The sequence below is a fragment of the Micromonospora marina genome, assembly GCF_900091565.1.
GTDB classification, from domain to species: Bacteria; Actinomycetota; Actinomycetes; order Mycobacteriales; family Micromonosporaceae; genus Micromonospora; species Micromonospora marina.
In genome coordinates, this window is sequence record NZ_FMCV01000004.1 from 327,657 (window position 1) to 347,815 (window position 20,159).

At 73.9% G+C, this 20,159-nt stretch carries 20 protein-coding genes; 9 read left to right on the plus strand and 11 right to left on the minus strand.

Annotated features, from left to right (window positions below; genetic code table 11):
• The first annotated feature begins 10 nt into the window (after nucleotides 1-10).
• The 4 genes from GA0070215_RS08090 to GA0070215_RS28385 all read left to right on the plus strand — a co-directional run bounded on the left by GA0070215_RS08090 (nucleotide 11) and on the right by GA0070215_RS28385 (nucleotide 1,695).
• Nucleotides 11-604, plus strand: coding sequence for an HD domain-containing protein (locus tag GA0070215_RS08090; protein WP_091043739.1), 594 nt, complete (start codon nucleotides 11-13; stop codon nucleotides 602-604).
• Nucleotides 605-836: 232 nt separating this feature from the next.
• Nucleotides 837-1,316 (plus strand): DUF2975 domain-containing protein, encoded by a 480-nt coding sequence (locus tag GA0070215_RS08095; protein WP_091043504.1) that lies wholly within the window; start codon nucleotides 837-839, stop codon nucleotides 1,314-1,316.
• A complete protein-coding gene (locus GA0070215_RS08100; protein ID WP_013476639.1) occupies nucleotides 1,316-1,534 on the plus strand; it encodes a helix-turn-helix domain-containing protein in 219 nt (72 codons plus the stop codon). Before GA0070215_RS08095 ends, GA0070215_RS08100 begins: the two co-directional genes overlap by 1 nt.
• The gene (locus tag GA0070215_RS28385; protein WP_167361495.1) at nucleotides 1,531-1,695 is read left to right on the plus strand and encodes a hypothetical protein; all 165 of its coding nucleotides are present in this window, start codon (nucleotides 1,531-1,533) and stop codon (nucleotides 1,693-1,695) included. Before GA0070215_RS08100 ends, GA0070215_RS28385 begins: the two co-directional genes overlap by 4 nt.
• A 32-nt stretch (nucleotides 1,696-1,727) precedes the next feature.
• Here GA0070215_RS28385 and GA0070215_RS08105 read toward each other — a convergent pair whose 3' ends face one another.
• A complete protein-coding gene (locus tag GA0070215_RS08105) occupies nucleotides 1,728-2,927 on the minus strand; it encodes an RtcB family protein (RefSeq protein ID WP_091043741.1) in 1,200 nt (399 codons plus the stop codon).
• 315 nt (nucleotides 2,928-3,242) lie between these two features.
• On the minus strand, nucleotides 3,243-3,635 hold the full coding sequence (locus GA0070215_RS08110; protein ID WP_018784165.1) for a hypothetical protein: 393 nt from the start codon (nucleotides 3,633-3,635) through the stop codon (nucleotides 3,243-3,245).
• 146 nt (nucleotides 3,636-3,781) lie between these two features.
• On the opposite strand from GA0070215_RS08110, the gene GA0070215_RS08115 reads away from it, so the two are divergent.
• Entirely contained in the window at nucleotides 3,782-4,339 is a 558-nt protein-coding gene (locus GA0070215_RS08115) for an alpha/beta hydrolase (RefSeq protein WP_091043507.1), read from the plus strand.
• A gap of 28 nt (nucleotides 4,340-4,367) precedes the next feature.
• Here GA0070215_RS08115 and GA0070215_RS08120 read toward each other — a convergent pair whose 3' ends face one another.
• Together GA0070215_RS08120 and GA0070215_RS08125 are read right to left on the minus strand one after the other, a co-directional pair.
• Nucleotides 4,368-4,874: a DinB family protein gene (locus GA0070215_RS08120; protein WP_091043510.1), complete on the minus strand. Its 507-nt coding sequence runs from the start codon at nucleotides 4,872-4,874 to the stop codon at nucleotides 4,368-4,370.
• Between the two features lie 43 nt (nucleotides 4,875-4,917).
• Complete coding sequence (locus GA0070215_RS08125) at nucleotides 4,918-5,730, minus strand: M15 family metallopeptidase (RefSeq protein WP_018784162.1); 813 nt, start codon at nucleotides 5,728-5,730, stop codon at nucleotides 4,918-4,920.
• A 244-nt stretch (nucleotides 5,731-5,974) separates the two neighbouring features.
• Between GA0070215_RS08125 and GA0070215_RS08130 the strand changes: the two genes are divergently transcribed.
• Entirely contained in the window at nucleotides 5,975-7,000 is a 1,026-nt protein-coding gene (locus GA0070215_RS08130; protein ID WP_018784161.1) for a LacI family DNA-binding transcriptional regulator, read from the plus strand.
• A gap of 15 nt (nucleotides 7,001-7,015) precedes the next feature.
• Here the strand turns inward: GA0070215_RS08130 and GA0070215_RS08135 are convergent, their stop codons facing one another.
• The 5 genes from GA0070215_RS08135 to GA0070215_RS08160 form a co-directional block, all read right to left on the minus strand.
• Nucleotides 7,016-8,296, minus strand: a complete 1,281-nt coding sequence (locus tag GA0070215_RS08135) for a D-alanyl-D-alanine carboxypeptidase family protein (protein ID WP_091043512.1) — start codon at nucleotides 8,294-8,296, stop codon at nucleotides 7,016-7,018.
• A gap of 88 nt (nucleotides 8,297-8,384) precedes the next feature.
• Nucleotides 8,385-9,659: a D-alanyl-D-alanine carboxypeptidase family protein gene (locus GA0070215_RS08140; protein WP_091043515.1), complete on the minus strand. Its 1,275-nt coding sequence runs from the start codon at nucleotides 9,657-9,659 to the stop codon at nucleotides 8,385-8,387.
• Between the two features lie 453 nt (nucleotides 9,660-10,112).
• Nucleotides 10,113-10,733, minus strand: a complete 621-nt coding sequence (locus tag GA0070215_RS08150) for a hypothetical protein (RefSeq protein ID WP_026267594.1) — start codon at nucleotides 10,731-10,733, stop codon at nucleotides 10,113-10,115.
• 13 nt (nucleotides 10,734-10,746) lie between these two features.
• Nucleotides 10,747-12,525 (minus strand): DUF4012 domain-containing protein, encoded by a 1,779-nt coding sequence (locus GA0070215_RS08155; protein WP_091043519.1) that lies wholly within the window; start codon nucleotides 12,523-12,525, stop codon nucleotides 10,747-10,749.
• 100 nt (nucleotides 12,526-12,625) lie between these two features.
• Nucleotides 12,626-13,867, minus strand: coding sequence for a glycosyltransferase family 4 protein (locus GA0070215_RS08160; RefSeq protein WP_091043522.1), 1,242 nt, complete (start codon nucleotides 13,865-13,867; stop codon nucleotides 12,626-12,628).
• Between the two features lie 144 nt (nucleotides 13,868-14,011).
• Between GA0070215_RS08160 and GA0070215_RS08165 the strand changes: the two genes are divergently transcribed.
• Entirely contained in the window at nucleotides 14,012-14,572 is a 561-nt protein-coding gene (locus GA0070215_RS08165) for an arsenate reductase/protein-tyrosine-phosphatase family protein (RefSeq protein ID WP_026267593.1), read from the plus strand.
• Here the strand turns inward: GA0070215_RS08165 and GA0070215_RS08170 are convergent.
• The gene (locus GA0070215_RS08170) at nucleotides 14,553-16,001 is read right to left on the minus strand and encodes a tyrosine-protein kinase domain-containing protein (protein WP_091043526.1); all 1,449 of its coding nucleotides are present in this window, start codon (nucleotides 15,999-16,001) and stop codon (nucleotides 14,553-14,555) included. The two genes, GA0070215_RS08165 and GA0070215_RS08170, sit on opposite strands and share 20 nt — an antisense overlap.
• A 185-nt stretch (nucleotides 16,002-16,186) precedes the next feature.
• Here GA0070215_RS08170 and GA0070215_RS08175 point away from each other — a divergent pair, with 185 nt between their 5' ends.
• The gene (locus tag GA0070215_RS08175; protein WP_091043529.1) at nucleotides 16,187-18,034 is read left to right on the plus strand and encodes a nucleoside-diphosphate sugar epimerase/dehydratase; all 1,848 of its coding nucleotides are present in this window, start codon (nucleotides 16,187-16,189) and stop codon (nucleotides 18,032-18,034) included.
• Nucleotides 18,035-18,194: 160 nt separating this feature from the next.
• Nucleotides 18,195-19,496: a Na+/H+ antiporter NhaA gene (nhaA, locus tag GA0070215_RS08180; RefSeq protein ID WP_091043532.1), complete on the plus strand. Its 1,302-nt coding sequence runs from the start codon at nucleotides 18,195-18,197 to the stop codon at nucleotides 19,494-19,496.
• 56 nt (nucleotides 19,497-19,552) lie between these two features.
• Here the strand turns inward: nhaA and GA0070215_RS08185 are convergent, their stop codons facing one another.
• Entirely contained in the window at nucleotides 19,553-20,140 is a 588-nt protein-coding gene (locus GA0070215_RS08185) for a TMEM165/GDT1 family protein (RefSeq protein WP_018784151.1), read from the minus strand.
• Between the last annotated feature and the right edge of the window lie 19 nt (nucleotides 20,141-20,159).

The window sequence follows — 20,159 nt, forward strand, 5'->3', positions numbered from 1 at the left end:
GCTCGCCCCGATGACCTCCGACGCGCTGCGCCGCGCTCTCACCGAACCGGGCGACCCGCCGCTGCTCCCGCTGCCCGGCGTGGCGGTCGAACTGCTGGACGCACTCGCCGCCCCGCCGCGCCTCGGCGCGCACCTGCGACTGGTGCACGACGTCGCCTGGCACCTGACCGCCGCGTTCGCCGACCGGTTCGGTGCGGTGCCGTTCGACAGGCAGGCGGTGCTGTTCGGGGCGGCCGTGCACGACCTCGGCAAGGTCGAGCACCCGGCCGAGCTGACCGGCCCCGGGTCCGCCCACGAGGAGGCGGGCTACCAGTTGCTGCTGCGCTTCGGCGTACCGGAGGAACGGGCCCGCTTCGCCGTCACCCACGCCGCCTGGCACTCCCCCGGCGTGCAGCTGGAGGACCTGATGGTCAGCCTGGCCGACAAGGTGTGGAAGGGCCGCCGGGTCACCGACCTGGAACAGCTCGTGGTCGACCGGCTCGCCGGCATCACCGGCCAGGAGCGCTGGCAGACGTTCCTGGACCTCGACGACGTGCTCGCCGAGCTGGCCGCCGACGCGGACCGCCGGCTGGCGTTCCAGGCCGAGCATCCGGTGTACGGCTGACGCCGGAGGCGGCGATAAGTCCGGCGCCGCTGGTCGTGCTCACCTACCGCACCGCCGACCAGCCCGATCCGGACGCCGGTTCCCTGATGTTTCCTCATGGTCGACCGGGACGTCGACCTGGAGATCAGCGCCGTCCACCGCTCGCGGCACGCCGTGCACGTCCGCTACGCCGTCGGCCACCGCGCAGACGATACCGATTGACTTTCGATAGGTTCCGCGCGATAGTCGATGCATGCTTGCGGCGCAACGCGCGGTGACACCACTCCGCGCCTTCCTGGTCCTGCTGTTCGCGATCCTGGTGCTGTTCCAGACCATGTCGCTGCCCGGGCAGTTCGCCCACATGGCCCGGGAAGACCCGGACATGGCGTACCTGCGGTGGCCCGCCACCGCGGTCACGATCTTCTGGGTGCTCTGCGTCCAGGTGGTGATCGTCTGCACCTGGCACCTGCTCACCCTGGTCAAACGCGACCGCATCTTCACCGAGGCGTCCCTGGGCTGGGTCGACGGGATCGTCTGGGCGGTCGCCGCCGCCTGGGTTGTGCTGGTCGGCGTGTTCCTCTACGTCGGCTTCAACGCCGACGACCCCGGACTGCCGCTGCTGCTGCTCCTGCTGGTCACCGGCGTCAGCGTGCTGGGGCTGCTGATGGTCGTCCTGCGGGCGCTGCTGCGCCAGGCCACCACGCTGCGCACCGACATGGAAGCGGTGATCTGATGCCGATCGTCGTGCGCATCGACGTCGAACTGGCCAAGCGCAAGATGAGCGTCGGCGAGTTCGCCGAGCGCGTGGGACTCACCCCGGCGAACGTCGCCGTACTCAAGAACGGCCGCGCCAAGGCCGTCCGGTTCAGCACCCTGGAGGCGATGTGCCGGGTGCTCGACTGCCAGCCCGGCGACCTGCTCGAATGGGTCGCCGACGAGGAGGAGCGATGAGATACCTGGCCGCCGCCGTCGCCCTGCTCGCCGTCGCGGTCGGCGTCGCCGGCTTCGTGTACGGGGAGGCCGACGACTCCCCCGGCCTGCAACTTCTGTCCGCGCTGCTCGTCATCGGCGCGGTAGCCATCGGCGTGCGCGTCGTCCGGCGTACCCGGTAGGGCCGGCGCCCCCTCGACGCCGGCCCCGCCGCTCAGCCCTTCACGCAGACGACCTGCTTGAGGTGGGCGACCACCTCGACCAGGTCGTCCTGCTGGGCCATCACCTCGGTGATGTCCTTGTACGCGCCGGGGATCTCGTCGACCACACCGGCGTCCTTGCGGCACTCCACCCCGGCGGTCTGCGCGGCCAGATCCGCGGTGCTGTACGTCCGCTTCGCCTGCCCCCGCGACATCCGCCGCCCGGCGCCGTGCGACGCCGAGCAGTACGCGTCCAGGTTGCCCTTGCCTCGCACGATGTACGAGCCGGTGCCCATCGAGCCGGGGATGATGCCCAGGTCCCCCTTGCCGGCCCGGATCGCGCCCTTGCGGGTCACCAGCACGTCCACCCCGTCGTAGCTCTCCTCCGCCACGTAGTTGTGGTGGCAGGAGATCGGCTCGTCGAAGCCGACGTGCGGGAACGCGTCCCGGACCACCTGGCTCAGCAGCGCGAGCATGACCGCCCGGTTACGGCGGGCGTACTCCTGCGCCCACCACAGGTCCCGCCGGTACGCCTCCATCTCCGGCGTGCCGGCGAGGAACACCGCGAGGTCCCGGTCCGGCAGGTCGGTGTTGTGCGGCAGTCCGCGCGCCACCACCATGTGCCGCTCGGCCAGCTCCTTGCCGATGTTGCGGGAACCGGAGTGCAGCATCAGCCAGACCCGGCCGTCGTCCGGGCCGCCCTGCTCCAGGCAGACCTCGATGAAGTGGTTGCCGCCGCCGAGCGTGCCGAGCTGCCGCTGCGCCCGCGTCTGGAGCTGCGCGACCTTCCGGTCCAGCGTGCCGAACCGCTGCCAAAAGTCGTCCCAGCCCGCCTGCTCCAGCCCGCGGATCCGGCGCGGGTCGACAGCGTCGTCACGCATCGCGAAACCGACCGGGATCGCCGCCTCGATCGCCGTACGCAGCGGCGCGAGGTCGTCGGGCAGGTCGGCGGCGGTCAGCGAGGTCCGCACCGCGGACATGCCGCAGCCGATGTCCACGCCGACCGCGGCCGGCGACACGGCCTGCCGCATCGCGATCACCGAGCCGACGGTGGCGCCCTTACCGAAGTGCACGTCCGGCATCACCGCGACGCCCTGCACCCACGGCAGCGCGCCGATGTTGCGCAGCTGCCGGGCCGCCTGCGCCTCGATCGCGTACGGGTCGGTCCAGACCCGGACCGGCGCCCGGGTACCGGCCAGCGGGGTGAAACCCATCGTCGTCTCCTTGCTCATGTCCGTCTGAGACAGGTGCCCCGAACACGAGAAACCGCCCGGCTCCGGTCTCGGGGCGGGCGGTTCGCGCGGATCGTCGCGCCGGCGCTAGACGCGCCACCACCCGGATTGCCAGTGCCGTCGCCGGCCCGTGCCCGATTTTGGCAGCAGGACACCGGCGCGCGGCGCTTGCCGCTGGGCGCGGGTGCGGTTCTGCTGCGACACGGCAGGCTCCCCTGGTGGATCGGATCGACGTTGCCCGTTCACGGTACGGCCGCCGCACTCGGGCGGCAATGCGATATTCCGTCGCTCGTCGCCTCAGCCGGCGTGCGCCACCGGGTGGCGCCGCATCTCCTCCATGAACGGGTAGCGCGCGGTCAGCTCGGCGAGCGTGATGCCGGCCCGCCACGCGGCGGCGACCTGCGCGACCTGGAGCAGGTCGGTGGCGTCGCCCCGGGCCTGGACGTCGCCGTCCACCCGCAGATCGATCATGAAGTAACGGGCCTGGGAGCCGAGGCTGACGCAGACGACGCCCCGGGGCGAGGTCATCTCGGCGCAGGTGAACCGGCTGCGCCCCTGCTCGGGCGCGGTCACCTCGCCGATGTCGAGCTGGTTCGCGGCGGCGGTCGCCACGAGCGCGGGGGCGAGACCACCGGGCTCGACCAGGTCCGGGTAGAGGCGCACACCCAGTGCGGCCGACACGTCGCTCATGACTGACTCCCACTTCCTCGTGACAGAGACCAGCAGCGCGCAGGTTACGGGTGTGTTTCCGGCACGCCCGGCCATCTTTTCCCGTGTGACCGTCCGGGGCAAGAGGAACGCCCTCATCGAACCCCTCCGGGGTAGGCTGCCGCCTCATGGCCCTGATCCGGTGTGACTTCTTCTCCGAGGCGCTCGGCATGGGCACGTCGATGACGGTGCTGCTGCCCGATCGCGGCGCGGCCGGGATCGGCGTGCCGGGCGCGGCCGCCGCCGGTGACCCGCCGGTGCTCTACCTGTTGCACGGCCTGACCGACGACGACACGGCGTGGACCCGGCGCACCGCGATCGAGCGGTACGTGGCGTTCGCGGCGGCGGCGAGCCTGTCCGGCGCGCTGGACGTGACGCGTCGCCGTCACCATCCGACCCGTCCGGTCGACCCGGCGGTGTGGCACACCGTCTGGGGTGACGGCCCGGTGCCCGCCGACGACGACACGGTGGGGCTGCTGGAGCGCTCCGGCGACGACCGTCCGGCGCTCTACGTCGCCTGCGGCACCGAAGATTTCCTGTACGAGGACAGCCTGCGGTTCCTCGACGTGGCCCGGGAACGCGACGTGCCGGTCACCGTCGACTTCGGTCCGGGTGACCACGACTGGGCGTACTGGGACGCGCGGATCTGCGACGTGCTGGCCTGGCTGCCGTTGCGCACGCGCTGACCGGTGCGCGGGCGGCGACCGCGCCGGCTCAGACGCCGACGGTGCCGTCGATCGCCTCGCGGATCAGGTCGGCGTGCCCGTTGTGGCGGGCGTACTCGTGCAGCATGTGCAGCATGACCAGGCGCAGCGAGACGTCCTCGCCCCAGCGTGCCTGGTGACCTGTCACGTCGAGCGACCCGGCCTCCCGCTCGATGCGCCGGGCGTGCTCGATCTCGCGCCGCCACGCCTCGAACGCCTCCGCCACGTCGGCGTCGCGGGCGTCGTACGCCTGCTGGAAGTCGCCGCTGTCCGACCACACCAGAGGTACGTCCTCGGCGGCGATGACCCGGCGGAACCAGGTGCGCTCCACCTCCGCCATGTGCCTCACCAGCCCGAGCAGGGACAGCGTGGACGGCGGCGACGCCGCCCGGCGCAACTGCTCGTCGGTCAGTCCCTCGCACTTGAGGGCCAGCGTGGCCCGGTGGAAGTCGAGGAAGGCGCGCAACGACTCCCGCTCGCCGGCCAGCAGCGGCGGGCCGATCCGTTCGGTCTCCACGAGCGCCAGCCTAGCTGCGATCGATTTTGGTGGAACGGCCGCGTCACCGCAGCGACGAACCGGCCACCGGGAAGTCGAACCAGGTGTCCGGATAGGGCTCGTCGACGTACCGGTAGTGCCACCACTCCAGCGGATAGTTCTCGAAGCCCTGGGCGGACATCAGCCGTCGCAGCAGGTCCCGGTTGCTGCGGGCGGTGTCGCTGATCCGCGCGTCGGCGGTGTGGGCGCGCGGGTCGAAGCAGTCGAACCCGGTGCCCATGTCGATCGAGTCGTCGGCGAAGCGACGGCCGGCGGGCTCGGTGCAGGGCACGAGCGCCTGACCGGGCGTGTACGCGGCCTGCGGGGGCCCGGAGACCGGAACCAGGGTCAGGTCGACGGTGCTGCCCCGGCTGTGCGCGGTGGGCGCGCCGATGTAGCCGTCGGCGAACAGCCGGTCCTTCGGCACGCCGGGATAGAACTCGCGCTTCATCCGCTGCTCCCCGGGGAGTTTCGCCCAGGCGACGAAGTCGTCGGCGGCGCGCTGCGGGCGGTAGCAGTCGTACACCTTGAGGCTGTGCCCGCCGGCGAGCGCGGCGGTCTGCACCCGGTGCAGCGCCTGCGCCGCCGGGCGGGTGAGCAGGCAGCGCGGCTCGGCGTACCCGTCGACGGGCCGGCCGACGAAGTTGTGCGGGCCCGCGTACCGGATGTCGGTGCGGATCGTGGGGTCGACGGTGGCGAGGTCCACGAAGTCCGCCGGGGCGCGGGGTCCGGTCGGAGTGGGTGACGGCGGCGGGGACGGTGCCGGCCGCTGGCAGGCGGCGGCGAGCAGTGCGGCCGCGACGGCCAGGACCGCCGTCGCGCGTCTGCCGGTACCCACCCGCCGTGTCTACCAGCCCCGGCGGCCCGGCATCGGCGGAACCGGTGGTCAGCCGCCCAGCACGGTACGGAGGAAGTCGAGCGCGCCGCGCGTGAGATGGCTGGTGCATTTCCGGAAGGTTTCCGCAACTCGCGCGAACGAGAGGGCCGGTCCGGCCTGTCGTCAAGCCGTCGGCGTACGGCAAGATGTGCGTGGGGCGGGACGGTCCACCGGTCGGTTCCGGCAGCCGGCGAAGGGAACACGGGTGAGCGCGGACGACGAGCGCAGGGTGACCATCACCGCTATCGCACGGGAGGCTGGCGTCTCGGTGCCGACCGTGTCGCGCGTGCTCAACGGGCGGTCCGACGTCGCGCCGGACACCCGGGAACGGGTCGAGGAGTTGCTGCGCCACCACGGCTACCGGCGCCGGGGCAGCCGTACCGTGCGCCGGGCGGACCTGGTCGACCTGGTCTTCAACGACCTGGACAGCCCGTGGGCGGTGGAGATCATCCGCGGCGTCGAGGACGTCAGCCACGCCGCCGGGGTGGGCACCGTCGTCTCGGCGATCCACCGCGAGTCCAGCTCCACCCGGCAGTGGCTGCACAACCTGCGCGCCCGCGCGTCCGACGGCGTGATCGTGGTGACCTCGCACCTGAGCCCGCCGGTGCAGGCCCAGTTGCGGCGCCTCAACGTGCCGGTGGTGGTGGTCGATCCGGCGGCCGGCGTGGCCGCCACGGACGTGCCGGCGATCGGCGCCACCAACTGGACAGGCGGCCTGGCCGCCACCGAGCACCTGCTCAAGCTCGGCCACCGCCGGATCGGCTTCGTGGCCGGCCCGCCGCACCTGCTCTGCAGCCGGGCCCGGCTGGACGGCTACCGGGCCGCGCTGGCCGGCGCCGGGGTCGCCGCCGACGACCGGCTGGTGCAGCCCGGCGACTTCTACCATGCCTCCGGCTTCACCGCCGGTGGCGCGCTGCTCGACCTCGACGACCCGCCGACCGCCATCTTCGCCGCCAGCGACCAGATGGCGTTCGGGGTGTACGAGGCCGTACGCCGCCGCGGGCTGCGGGTCTGCGACGACGTGAGCGTGGTCGGCTTCGACGACCTGCCCGAGGCGCGGTGGGCCTCACCGCCGCTGACCACCGTGCGCCAGCCGCTCGTGGAGATGGGCCGGCTCGCCGCGCGTACCGTGCTGCGGCTGGCCCAGGGCGAGGAGATCGACTCGCCCCGGGTCGAGCTGGCCACCGAACTCGTGGTGCGGGACAGCACCGCCGGGCCCGCCCTCCGCTGATCCGGGCCGCCTCTTTCAGTCCTGCTCCGGAACTTCCGGCTCCCGGAGGACCGGGCCGGTCGACATGGCTACGGCGGCGGCGTGGCGGCGCCGCCGGGCCAGCAGCAGCGCTCCCCCGGCCGTCAGCACCGCGCCCACCGCGACCGTGACACCCGTGCCCGGCGGCGGGACGGGCGCCGCCGCGCCGCCGGCCAGACCGGCGGGCCCGGCCAGGGCCGAGGCCGCCCCGCCCGCCGGTGGCGCGGACCGGTCCAGCTCCCCCGGCTCGACCAGCCGCCCGACCGCGGCGTCGCGGGGCTGCGCGAAGCCCCAGTCCAGCAGCGCCGCGCCCTGCTGCCAGCTCCGCTGCGTGGTCACCTCGGCACCGAGCAGCGTGACCACGAGGCGCCGCCCGCCGCGCTCGGCCGCACCGACGTACGTGTGCCGGGCCAGGTCGGTGAAGCCGATCTTGCCGCCGAGCGCGCCCGGATAGTGGTCCAGCAGCATGTTGTCGTTGGAGATGGCGAACGCCTTCGCCCGCCGCGCCGGCTGGGCCGGGATCCGCGCGGACCGGGTGGCGGCGTACCTGCGGAACGCCGGGTCGGCGAAGCACGCCCGCGCGATGAGCGCCAGGTCGTACGCGCTGGTGAACTGCCCCGGCCCGTCCAGCCCGGACGGGGTGACCGCGCGCGTCTGCCGGGCGCCGAGCCGGTGCGCCTCCTCGTTCATCGCCCGTACCCCGCCGGCCGGCCCGTCCGGTCCGCCGCCGAGCCGGGCGAGCGCGTTGGCCGCCTCGTTGCCGGAACGCAGCAGCAGTGCCAGCCAGATCGTCTCGATCCGGTAGCGCCCGCCCTCCACCAGCCCGGCCGCCGAGCTGCCCGGTTCGACAGCCAGGTCCCCGGCGGTCACTGTCACCTCCCGGTCCGGGTCCAGCCGGGGCAGCATGGTGGCGGCCAGCAGCAGCTTCTGCACGCTCGCGGGTACGCCGTACTCGTGCGGGCCGCAGCCGCCGAGCACCGCGCCGCTGTTCAGGTCGGCGACCACCCAGGAGGTGGCGGTCACGGCCGGCGGCGCGGTCGACGCGGGCGGGACGACCAGGCCCGCGGTGTCGAGCGCGGCGCCGCCGACGGCCCGCGCGGCCGGGTCGGGCGCCGGCGGCGGCTGCGGGGAAACCGTCGACGGGGCCGGCACGTTCGGGCAGGGCGGCGCGGCCGGCAGCCGGCGTACCGGCGCGCGGACGGCGGCCGCCGCAGGTGTCGCCGGCACCGGCAGCAGGAGGGCGGCGGCCAGCGCCGCGAAGGGTCCCCAGGTCCTCATGACCCGGACGCTAGCCACGCCGACCCGAACGGGTCACCGGCTCCGGGATTCGCGTTCCGGCGTCGAGACCGCGCGGTAAGGTGCCCGGTCAGGTGCGGCGGCGTTGCCGCCTGCGGGCGCGGCCCCGGCGGGCGGCGAGCAGCGCCGCCACCCCGCCGACGGTGAGCGCCAGCAGACCGGCGACCGGCACGATCACCCGCCAGTCCCCGTCGCCGACGCGGTGCAGCGCCGTCCCGGCCGGCCCTCGCCACGGCGGGGAGACGGTACGGGTGGGCTCGGCGGCTGCCGCCGGCCGGGGTTGCGCCGCCTCGGCCTCCCGCTCGCCCGGCTCGACCAGCCGGCCGACGGAGGCGTCGCGGGGCAGCCGGAATCCCCAGTCGAGCAGCTGGGCGCCCTGCTGCCAGCCGCGTACCGGGCGGGCCTCGGCGCCGAGGAGCGTCACCACGAGGCGGCGTCCGCCCCGCTGCGCGGCACCGACGTAGCTGTGCCGGGCCAGCTCGGTGAAGCCGGTCTTGCCGCCGAGCGCGCCGGGATAGCGGTAGACGAGCTGGTTCTCGTTCTGGATCTGGAACCCGCCCTTCTTCAACGCGGGCTGGGCCGGGATCTGCGTACGCTCGGTGAGCGCGTACCGGCGGAACGCGGCGTCGGCGAAGCAGGCCCGCGCGATGAGCGCGAGGTCGTACGCGCTGGTGAACTGGCCGGGCCCGTCCAGGCCGGACGGGGTGACCGCGTGCGTCTGCCCGGCGCCGAGCCGGCGGGCCTGCTCGTTCATCTCGGCGACGCCGGCCTGCGCACTGCCGGCGCCGAGTCGGGCCAGCATGTTCGCGGCGTCGTTGCCGGACTGGAGCAGCAGGCCCAGCCACAACGTCTGCACGCTGTAGCGGCCGCCGACGAGCAGGCCGACAGCCGAGCTGCCCGGTTCGATGTCCAGGTCGGCGCGGGTCGCGACGGCCACCTGCGCGGGGTCCAGCCGGCTCAGCATGGTGGCGGCCAGCAGCAGCTTCTGGGTGCTGGCCGGGGTGCCGGGGACGTGCGCGCCGCACGCGCCGAGGACCGCGCCGGTGTCCAGGTCGGCCACCAGCCAGGTGGTGGCGGTGACCGCCGGGGGCGCGGGGCTGCCCGACGGCGTGACCAGCCCGGCGCCGGCCAGCGCCTCGCCGCCCACCGCCGCCTGCTCGGGCGTCGTGGCCGGCGGCGTCGGGCGGGGCGGCCGGCTGACCTTCGGTGCGGGCAGGCGCGGGCAGACAGCCGTGACGGCGGGGGCGGGTGTGGTGGGTACGGCCGCCGGGGCGGCGGCCGGGGCGGGCGTCCCGGCGGCGAGCAGGGTGACGGCGGTGGCGGCGGCCAGGACCCGGGCTCTCATGAGAAGGCACCCTACCGAGCCCGATGATCAGGTCCGGCCGGCTCACCGGTGTCGTGACGGTGTGTCGATCGCGCGGTCCCGTCCGGTGACCGGCGAGACAGGCCACCTCGACCCGCTCGCCCGCGTACGCGCGCCGCCACGCCTCCCGCAGCGCGTCGAGGGCGTCGGCGCGGTCGGCCGGGATCCAGAAGTCGGGCCAGCGGACCCGGCGGGCCGGCCACGCCGGCTCGGGACCGGGCGCCAGCAGCAGGGCGAAGTCGGCGGGCGACGCGGGCCCGGCGACCCGGCGCCCGCGCACGGTGGCGCCTCCGGGCAGGGTGAGCAGCCCGGCCTGGTCGGTCCACGGTGTCGCGTCCATGGCTCATTGTGTCCCGTCGCCCGGACACGTGAGTGCCCGCCGGACGAGGTCCGGCGGGCACTCACGATCGGGCCGGTTGATTCCGGCGTGCCGGATCAGCCGGCGCGACGGCGGCGCCAGGCCATGGAGCCGAGCAGCAGCACCGCACCGGCGGCGGCGAGGCCACCACCGAGCTTCAGCGGCGTACCGATGCTGTCACCGGTGACCGGCAGCCCACCCTTGTGCGGCGGCTGGGTCGGCCGCGGCGGCAGGACGGTGCCGGTCGCGCTGGCGGTACGGCCCGACGTCAGGCCGGTGGCGGTGAACGTGTGCCGACCCGGCCGGGTCGGGCGGTAGGGGACGGTGAAGTTGCCGCTGGCGTCGGCCGTCACGGTGAACGTGGTCGGCGCGGGCTGCGGCTGGGCCCGGTTGGGCGTGTACGCCACGGGCGCCATCGCCACCGTGCTGCCGTCGCTGCGCCGCGCGGTCCCCTCGACCGGGGCGGCCGCGGGCAGGCCCGAGATCGCCACGTCGATCCGGACCGACTCGTTCGCCAGGAAGCCCGAACCCCGCAGCTTGAACGTCTCGCCGAGCCGGATGGTGGGCGGTGAGACGGTCAGCGACGCGATCTCGGGCGGGTAGACCGGAGGCTGCGGCTGCGCCGCTCCGGCCGCGGTCGGCACGGCCGCTACGGCCAGGCCCACCGTGAGCGCCATGATGATGCGGGATAGCCGCATGATGGATTCCCTCCTACTGTTCACAGCTTGGTGCCTTGACTACGTGAGTGGTCCATGGGGTGACGGTGGGTGTGTGCACCAGTTCGGCCGTCCCGGCGCCGGTCCTGCCGGTGAGCACCGTGACGTCGAGCGTCCGGGTCTGCCCCGGGCCGGTCTCCACGTTCGCCACCGCCACCTGGCGACGGCCGTGAGTGCCGCTGCCCATCGCGGTGTCCCGCCCGTCCAGCCGACCGGTGAGCACGGCGCCGCCGGTGGGCGTGTGGACGGAGACGAAGGTGCGTGCGGTGTACTTGTCGCCGGCCAGGGCCAGCCCGGTGACGGACTTGCTCAGGCCCGACTTCGGGGCGGTGGAGTGCACCGTGATCCGCAGCCGCAGCTCGCGGCGCCCGTCCGGGTGGCATTCGCCGACCGTCACGGTGGCCGAGAACCTGAGGTAGTAGCCGAGCTTCGCGCCACTGCCGTCGTTGAGGAACACGCCGACAGTCGGTACGGAGTCCTGCTCCGGGAGCTGACCGGCCAGCCGGCTGCCGGCCAGTGCGCGCTGCTCCTCGGATCGGACACTCCAGAACAATATCCGACGTTCATTGATTGAACGGGTAAAAACGGTCAGAAGCGCACGCGGGTCGACCGCCTTGGTGAACAGGGCGTCGAAGACGCCCGAGACGGCCTTGGTGAAGTACTCGTCCTGGTCCTTCGTGCCCAGATCCCGGTACGAGTCGCTGAGGAGCGTCCGCACGGCGGTGGCGGCGCCCAGCGACGGCCCGTCCGGCACGTTCACCGGGCCCACGACGCCGAGCAGGTACGACAGGACCACCGGGTCCACCGCCAGCACCCCGTCCACGGTGGTGCCGGTCCGGCGGCGCACCATGTCCCGGTAGAGCGCGGCGGCGGCCGGGAAGTCCGGGTTGAGGTTCACGTCCGCCGGATAGATGCCCGGCAGGTCACCCCAGAGCCGCTTCGCCTCCGCGTCGACAGTGAGCGGCGGGTCGAAGAACCGCAGGTCGGACGAGCTGCCCTGCGACACGAGGCGGATCCGTCCACCGTCGGCACGCAGGACGGCGTACGCGCCGAACATGCCGCCGGTGGCACGCAGCTCGGCCGGGTTCTGCGAGACCAGCAGATAGCTGCGCGGTCCGTCCGCGCCGAGCAGTGGCGGCAGCAGCCGGGCGCCGCGCTCAGCCGCCGAGGTCAGCTCGCCGAGCCGGTCCAGCTCCGCCCGCAGCGCGGTGACGGCGTCGCGTACCTGCGTCACGAGGTCGCCGGTGGGCACCTGCCGCAGCCGGTCGGCGGTCCGGCGTACCGCCTGGTCGGCGGCGGACACCTCGGCCGAGACGGCGCGCAGGCGGGCCAGATCCAGCTTGCCCTGCTTCGGCACCAGCGAGGCGAGGTCGACGCGCAGCAGCGTGGGGAACGCCAGCCTGGCCAACTCGTCCACCGCTACCGAGATCTGCCGTACCGCGGCGAGGTTGTCTCCCGCGTAGGGGGTCTGCTGGCCGACCCACCACACCGGATCCCCGGTCTCGCCGCGCGCGGCGGCGGCTTGCCCCTGCAGGGCGGCGAGTGTGCGTTGGGCCCGGGCCACATCACCGTCGAGCACCTGGGCGCTGAGCTCCCGGGCCAGCCCGGCGGCGTTGACCAGGTGGGCGCGGGCCTGCCAGCCCCGGAACGCGACCCAGCCGCCGGCGCTGAGCAGCACCGACACGACGACCAGCCCGGTCAGCAGGATCCGGCGGACCCGGGCGCGCCGGCGCGAGCGGCGCCGCCGGACGGGCGTGGCACCAGGTCCGGTCACGGATTCCCCCTACGTGTCGGTCTCATCGGCACAATTCGCGATCGAGTCGTTTTAGCACGGGAAAATGCATTTTCGCCGCGTTATCCGAAACTCTGACGATTCAACCGCTGTGTATGAGTTTCGTTCGGCCAGCCGTAGCCTCAACCGCCTCGTGCAGCAGCGCCTCGATCCGGTCCACACCGGCCTGCATCGACATGTCCCGCAGGTACGCGTCGCGACCCCGCCTGCCCATGTCGATCCGGGCCGCCGGCGGGATCGCGGCGGCCAGCCAGAAGCGGTCGGCCAACGCCGCCCAGTCCTCCGGCGGGCAGGACAGACCGGCGCGGGCCCGCTCCACCACCTTCGCCGCCTCCCCCGCCGCGGACGCGACCACCGGCGCGGCGCAGGAGAGCGCGGCCTGGAGCTTGCCGGGCACCCGGCCGCGCAGCTCCGGCAGTCCGCGCTGGGCCACGAGCTGGTAGTCGGCGGCGGCGTAGAGCTGCGGCATGTCCACGGCGGACCGACGCTCCAGGAACCGGACGTTGTCCGCGCCGAGGTCGGCGGCGAGCCCCCGCACCCGCCGCTCCTGCGGACCCGAACCCACGAGCACCAGGTCCAACCGGTCGCCGAGCGCCGCCGCCGCGCGGACCGCCGTGTCCAGATCCTGGCGCGCGCCGATCGTCCCGGCGTGCATCACCACGCAGCGGTCGTCCCGGCGGACCAGCCGGCGCACCGCAGGGCCGGCCTGGGTGGGGCGGAAGATGCGCTCGTCGGTCCAGTTCGGCACGGTGCGCACCCGGCCCGGCTCCGCCCCGCCGGCACGGATCAGATCCGCCATGGCCGGCGAGCCGACCGCCACCACCGCCGCCTCCCGGTACAGGCGGCGGGTGGCGGCCTCCCGCCGGGCCGGCCAACCGCTGTCCCGCGCCGCGCGCCCGTCCCGTTCCGTCCACACGTCCTGCACGTGCAGGACGGTCGGCGTGCGGCCGAGCAGCCGCAGCAGCCCGGTGGCCGCGAAGGTGACCGCCGGGTGGCCGTGGACGTAGAGCACGTCGACGTCGCGGAGCAGGCCCCGGCCGGCGAGCGCGGCGCTGCCGGCGAAGGAGAGCCAGCCCGCCGCGCGGGCACGGGCGGAGTCGTCGCCCGCGGCGTACCGGGGCACCCGGCGCACGGTCAGCCGCTCGCTGTGCGTCTGGTGCCGCCAGCGCTGCCGCCAGCCGGGATAGACGTGGCCGCCCGGGTAGTCCGGGAAGCCGGTGAGCACCCGCACCTCGTGGCCCCGGGCCACCAGCTCCTCGGCCAGGCTGCCCGGGACGAACGCCGGCTCCGGCGGGAAGTGGTAGGTGAGGATGCCGACCCTCATGACCGCGCTCCCGGCGCGGTTTTCCGGGCGGCCGGGCGCCGCACCGCGTACGATTCCCGCATCCCCTCTGCGTCCGGCCGCGATCGCCGGAAGATCGCCGTCGCGGCACCCTCCGTCGCGACCGTGCCGACGAGAGGGGTGCAGATGGTCGACGAGGTGCTCTTCGTCTGCCACGCGAACATGTGCCGGTCACCGATGGCGGAGTTCATCGCCCGCCGGATGCTGGCCGGCCTGCCGCTGGCGGTGGCCAGCGCGGGTACCGACGCGATCGACGGGGCGGCCATGCACCCGTACGCGGTCGAGGTGACCGCGGCCGCCGGCGCGGACCCGGCGGCCTTCCGCACCCGGCGGCTGCGCCCGGAGCACCTGACCCGGGCGGCGCTCGTGCTGACCGCGACCCGCAGGCAACGCTCGGCCTGCGCCGCGCTGGCGCCGGCCGCACTGACCCGGACGTTCACGCTGCGGCAGTTCGCCCGGCTGGCCGCCGCCGCCCGGCCCGCCGAGGCGGAGGCGGATGCGGCCACGCCGTTGCGGGCGGCGGTGTCGGCAGCGGTCCGCGCCCGGGGGCGGCTGCAACCCGCCGCCCCCGGCGCGGAGGAGCTGCGCGATCCGATCGGCGGCTCGCCGGCCGACTTCCGGCGCTGCGCCGAGGAGATCGAGCGGTCGATCCGGCCCGTGCTCGCGCTCATCGTGACAGCCGGGTGAGTTCCTGCGTCCGGTCGCCCACGGCCTTAGCGCCCCGCCGGGTGCCGGCCCGGTCGGCCGGCACGGACGGCACCGCGGGCGGTACGCCCACCTTGTACGCCTCGTACTGGTAGGCGTCCGACTTGGTCACCTTGGCCATGTTGAGCACGCAGCCGAGCAGGCGCACCGAGACCGAGCTGAGCGCGTTCGCCGCCGCCGCGACCTGGCTGCGGGAGGTACGCCCCTGCTGCGTGACCAGGAGCGCGCCGTCGGCCTGCACCGCCACCACCACGCCGTCGGTGACCGCCAGCAGCGGTGCGGTGTCGATGACCACGATGTCCGCCGAGTCCCGCAGCGCGACCAGCAGGTCCGCCATGGACTTGGAGCCGAGCAGCTCGCTCGGGTTGGGCGGGGTGGCGCCGCTGGGCAGCACCAGCAGGGACTTCTCCCCCCAGCGCTGCACCACGTCACCGACCTGGACGTCGCCGACCAGCACGTCGGTGAGACCGATGCCGCCGTCGATCCCGAGGTAGTCGGCGACCTTCGGGCGGCGCAGGTCGGCGTCGATCAGCAGCGTCCGCCAGCCCGCCTCGGCCAGCGCGATGGCGGTGTTGCAGGCCATCGTGGTCTTGCCCTCGCCCTGCAACGCGCTGGTGACGGCGATGACCCGGGCCGGTTCGTGCACGTCCACGAAGCGCAGGTTGGTGCGCAGTTTGCGGACCGCCTCGGCCCGGGCGGAGGTGGCCGCGTCGCCGACGATCAGCGGCGCCGACCGGGCGCCGGTCTCGTACGGGATCTCGCCGAGCAGCGGACTGCCGGTCACCCGTTGCAGACCGGCGCCGTCGCGCATCCGGACGTCGGCCACCCCGCGCAGCACGGCCAGGCCGACGCCGAGCAGCAGGCCGAGCAGGCCGCCCAGGACCAGGTTGCGGGTGGGCTGCGGGGAGACCGGGGCGGAGGTGACCCGGGGACCACTGACCACCTCGATCTTGATCGGTGGGGCGTTGCCGTCCGGCGGCGTCTCGACCTTGCGTACCAGCTCGGTGAACTTGGTCGCGAGCGTCTCGGTGGTCTTCAGCGCCCGGGTCTGGTCGGTGTCGGTGATCGTCGCCCGGAGCAGAACCGTGCCGGTCGTGGCGGTGGTCTGGATCCGGCTGCGCACCTGGTCGGCGGTGAGTCCGAGCGGCGCGTCGGCGACCACGCTCTGCGCCAGCCGGTCGCTGGTGAGCAGGTCACCGTAGGACTTCACCCGCTGCTGGAGGAAGAGGCTGCCCTGGTAGGCGTCGGTGACCCCCTGGCTGGGCGTGGTGACGAAGAAGGTCACCGAGGCCTCGTACCGGGGCGTCGTCCGGACCGTCATCAGCGCGGCGGCGCCCAGGCCGAGCATCACCGTCACCAGCACGATCCACCAGTGGCGTCGGACCAGGCGCAGGTAGCCGAGAACGTCCATCACGCTCCCCCTCGCGACACGCCGGTCTGCCGATGAAACTGCACGAAAGCCCCCTAAAAACCCCAGTTGCCATGCCAGGATCGAATCGCCTATTCACGACGTTACGTGATAGCACGACAGTAAACGACCGAACAGGCACAGACGGTCTAATCCTTTCAATACGGATAGGACACAGAGGGCAGCCCATGGATCGTGACGCGATCACAGCCGTTCGACCTCCCGGCCGGATCACCCACCGCGCCGCCACCCTTTCCCTGTTAACGCTGGACACGGCCGCGTGGTGCGGAGGTTTTCTCGGCGCCGCCTGGACGCGGTACGAGTTCGCCCTCACCGCCGCCGCCAGCGCCCGTGCGCTCGGCATGGCGCTGGCCTGCGCCGCGCTGTACGCCGCGCTCACGCTGCTGCGGTCCCGGCTCTACGGCCGGTATCCGATCGGCAGCGCCGGCGACGCGCAGGGCCTGGCCACCACCGTCGCGCTCGTCGCGGCTGTCGGCTTCGTCGCCCTGCTGCCGTGGGCGCGGCACCCGGTACCGGCCAGCACACCGCTGGTCGGCGGTGCGGTGGCGCTCGTGGTGATGGCGACCGCCCGGGGACTCTGGCGGGCCCACGTCGACCGCCGGCCACCCGCCGCGCGACACGCCGAGCGCTGCCTGATCTACGGGGTGGACGCGGCGAGCGAGCGGCTCGTCCGGGCGCTGCTGCACGACCCGGACAGCAGCTACCGGCCGGTGGGGCTGCTCGACGACGCACCCGACAGCCGCGGCCTGCGGCTGGAGCGGCTGCGCGTGCTCGGCGGCCGGGAGCAGATCGGCGTCGCCGTCCGGGCCACCCGGGCGAGCACTGTGATCTTCTCGATGAGCGGCTCCGACCCGCAGCTGCTGCGCGACGTGCGCTCCCGCACGCTGGAGGCCGGGGCGGCGTTCAAGGTCCTGCCGCCGGTACGCGAGGTCCTCGACCGTCCGGTGGCCGCCACCGACGTACGCGACCTCCAGCTCACCGACCTGCTCGGCCGCGCGCACCGGGTGGCCGAGCTGAGCGTCGAGCGCGGCGGGCTGGCCGGACGCCGGGTGCTCGTCACCGGCGCCGGCGGCTCGATCGGCTCGGAACTGTGCCGGCAGATCGCCCGCTGCGAGCCGGACGAGCTGATGATGCTCGACCGGGACGAGTCCGCGCTGCACGCCCTGCAGATGTCGCTGCACGGGCGCGCGCTGCTGGACGGGCCGGAGCTGGTCCTGGCCGACATCCGCGACGCCGAGGGCATCGCCCGGGTGATCGCCGACCGGCAGCCCGACGTGGTGTTCCACGCCGCGGCTCTCAAGCACCTCACGCTGCTCCAGCGCCACCCCGGAGAGGCGATCAAGACCAACATCCTGGGTACGCTGAACGTGCTGGAGGCGTGCCGGGACGTCGCCGAGTTCGTGAACATCTCCACCGACAAGGCGGCCAACCCGGCGAGCGTCCTCGGCTACTCCAAGCGGATCACCGAGCGGCTCACGGCGTACCACGCGCAGCGGCTCGGCGGCCGGTACCTGAGCGTCCGGTTCGGCAACGTGCTCAGCAGCCGCGGGTCGGTGCTCACCGCGTTCCAGGCACAGATCCGGGCCGGGGTGCCGATCACCGTCACCCACCCCGACGTGACGCGGTACTTCATGACCGTGCAGGAGGCGGTGCACCTGGTGCTCCAGGCGGCAACGATCGGCCGGGGCGGCGAGGCGCTGGTGCTCGACATGGGCGAGCCGGTCCGGATCGCCGACGTGGCACGCCGGCTCGCCGCCGAGGCGGACCACCCGGTGGAGATCGTCTTCACCGGTCTGCGCCCGGGCGAGAAGCTGCACGAGCACCTGTTCGGCGCCGACGAGGTCGACACCCGGCCGCTGCACCCGCTGATCTCCCACGTCCCGGTGCCGGAACTGGATCCGGACGAGGTGCGCGGGCTCGACCCGTACGCCGACGCGGACGAGCTGATCAAGCGGATGGCGGCGTTCTGCGACCCGGCCGGGGTGTCCCTGCCGGCTCTGCCCGGACAACGCTGACCGCCGGCCGACGGGACGCCCCGCCCCGGTGGTGAGACGGGCGTCCCATCGGCCGGCTCCGCTCGCCGCCAGGGGCGGCACCCGTTAGGGTTGATCCCGGTGTGCCGGGAAGCCTGGTCGGCGATGGTTTCGCCGACCCCAGCTCCCGAACGGACCCCGCATGCCCCAGCACACTCCGCACCGGTCCCGCCTGCTGTCCCGCCGCTCCTGGCCGGAGGCTCGCTTCCTGGCGGACGTGCTACGCACCGAGACGGTCGGCGGCGGCCTGCTGCTGCTCGGCGCGGTGCTCGCCCTGATCTGGGCCAACTCGCCGTGGCGCGCGGCGTACGCCGACCTGAGCCACTGGGTGCCGTGGCCCGGCGGCGCCGGACTGCACCTGGACCTCGACCTGCGCACCTGGGCCGCCGACGGGCTGCTGGCGATCTTCTTCTTCGTGGTCGGCCTGGAACTCAAGCGCGAGTTCGTCGCCGGTGACCTGCGCGACCCCAGGCGGGCCGCGCTGCCGGTGGTGGCCGCGCTCGGCGGCATGATCGTCCCGGCGTTGGTGTACCTGGCGGTGACGCTCAGCGCCGGCGGCGCGGGTCTGCGCGGATGGGCCATCCCCACCGCCACCGACATCGCCTTCGCACTCGCCGTGCTCGCCGTCATCAGCTCCCACCTGCCCCAGGGACTGCGCGCCTTCCTGCTCACCCTCGCGGTGGTCGACGACCTCTTCGCGATCACCATCATCGCGGTCTTCTACACCGCCGACTTCCAGCCGCTGCCGCTGCTCGCCGCGCTGCTGCCGATCGCGGCGTTCGGGCTTCTCGTGCAGCGCCGGCGGACCTGGTGGTGGGCGCTGATCCCGCTGGCGGTGGTCGCCTGGACGCTGGTGCACGCCTCCGGCGTGCACGCCACGGTGGCGGGCGTGCTGCTCGGCTTCACCGTTCCGGTGCTGCGCGGCCGCGACGGCGCGCCCGGCCTGGCCGAGCGGCTGGAGCACCGCTGGCGGCCCGTCTCCGCGGGTCTGGCCGTGCCGGTCTTCGCCTTCTTCGCCGCCGGGGTGACCCTGGTCGGCGTGGACGTGGGCGGCGTGCTGACCAGCCCGGTGGTTCTCGCGGTGGCCGCCGGACTGGTGCTCGGCAAGGTGATCGGCGTGTTCGGGTCGTCGTACCTGCTCGCCCGGTTCACCCGCGCCGAACTGGACGAGGAGATCACCTGGGCCGACCTGCTCGGGCTGGCGCTGCTGGCCGGCATCGGCTTCACCGTGTCGCTGCTCATCGGCGAACTGGCGTTCGGCCCCGGCAGCCCGGAGGAGGACGGCGTCAAGGTGGCGGTGCTGCTCGGCTCGCTGATCTCCGCCCTGCTCGCCTCGGTGGTGCTGATCCGCCGCAACCGGGTCTACCGCCGGATCAGCGAGCGGGAGAGCCGGGACGCCGACGGCGACGGCGTCCCGGACGTCTACCAGGGCGACACCGTCTGACCGACACGACGCAGGCCGCCGCCCCGTCGCGGGACGGCGGCGGCCTGCCGGGCCGGTCAGTTCAGTTCGGTGACCGCCTCGAAGATCAGCCAGAGACCGCAGACGGCGAACAGCACCGCCGCGCCGTAGCGGATGGTCCGCTCCGGCAGGTGGCGGCCGAGCATCCGGCCCACCAGGATCGCCAGCGCGTCCGCGGCCACCATGCCGAGCGTCGACCCGAGCCAGGTGCCGAACCAGCCGTACCTGGTGGCCAGCGTGATCGTGGCGAGCATGGTCTTGTCGCCCAGCTCGGCCAGGAAGAACGCCACACCCACGGCGATGACGGCGGACCGGCCGCCGCGCTCGGCCTTGCGCTTCTCCTCCTCGGTCAGCCGGTCGCCGCGCAGCGTCCACGCGCCGAAGCCGAGGAACGCCAGACCGGCGATCAACGAGATCCATTCGGTGGGCAGGGCGGCGTTCAGGCCGTACCCGATGGCCACCGAGGCCAGGTGGACGACGGCGGTGGCGATCGTGATGCCGATGAGCACCGGCACCGGTTTGAACCGCGTGGCGAACGTCAGAGCCATGAGCTGGGACTTGTCGCCCAGCTCGGCGACGAAGATGACGCCGAAGCTGACCACCAGCGCGACGAGGAAACCCTCCATGTGAACCTTCCCGATCAAG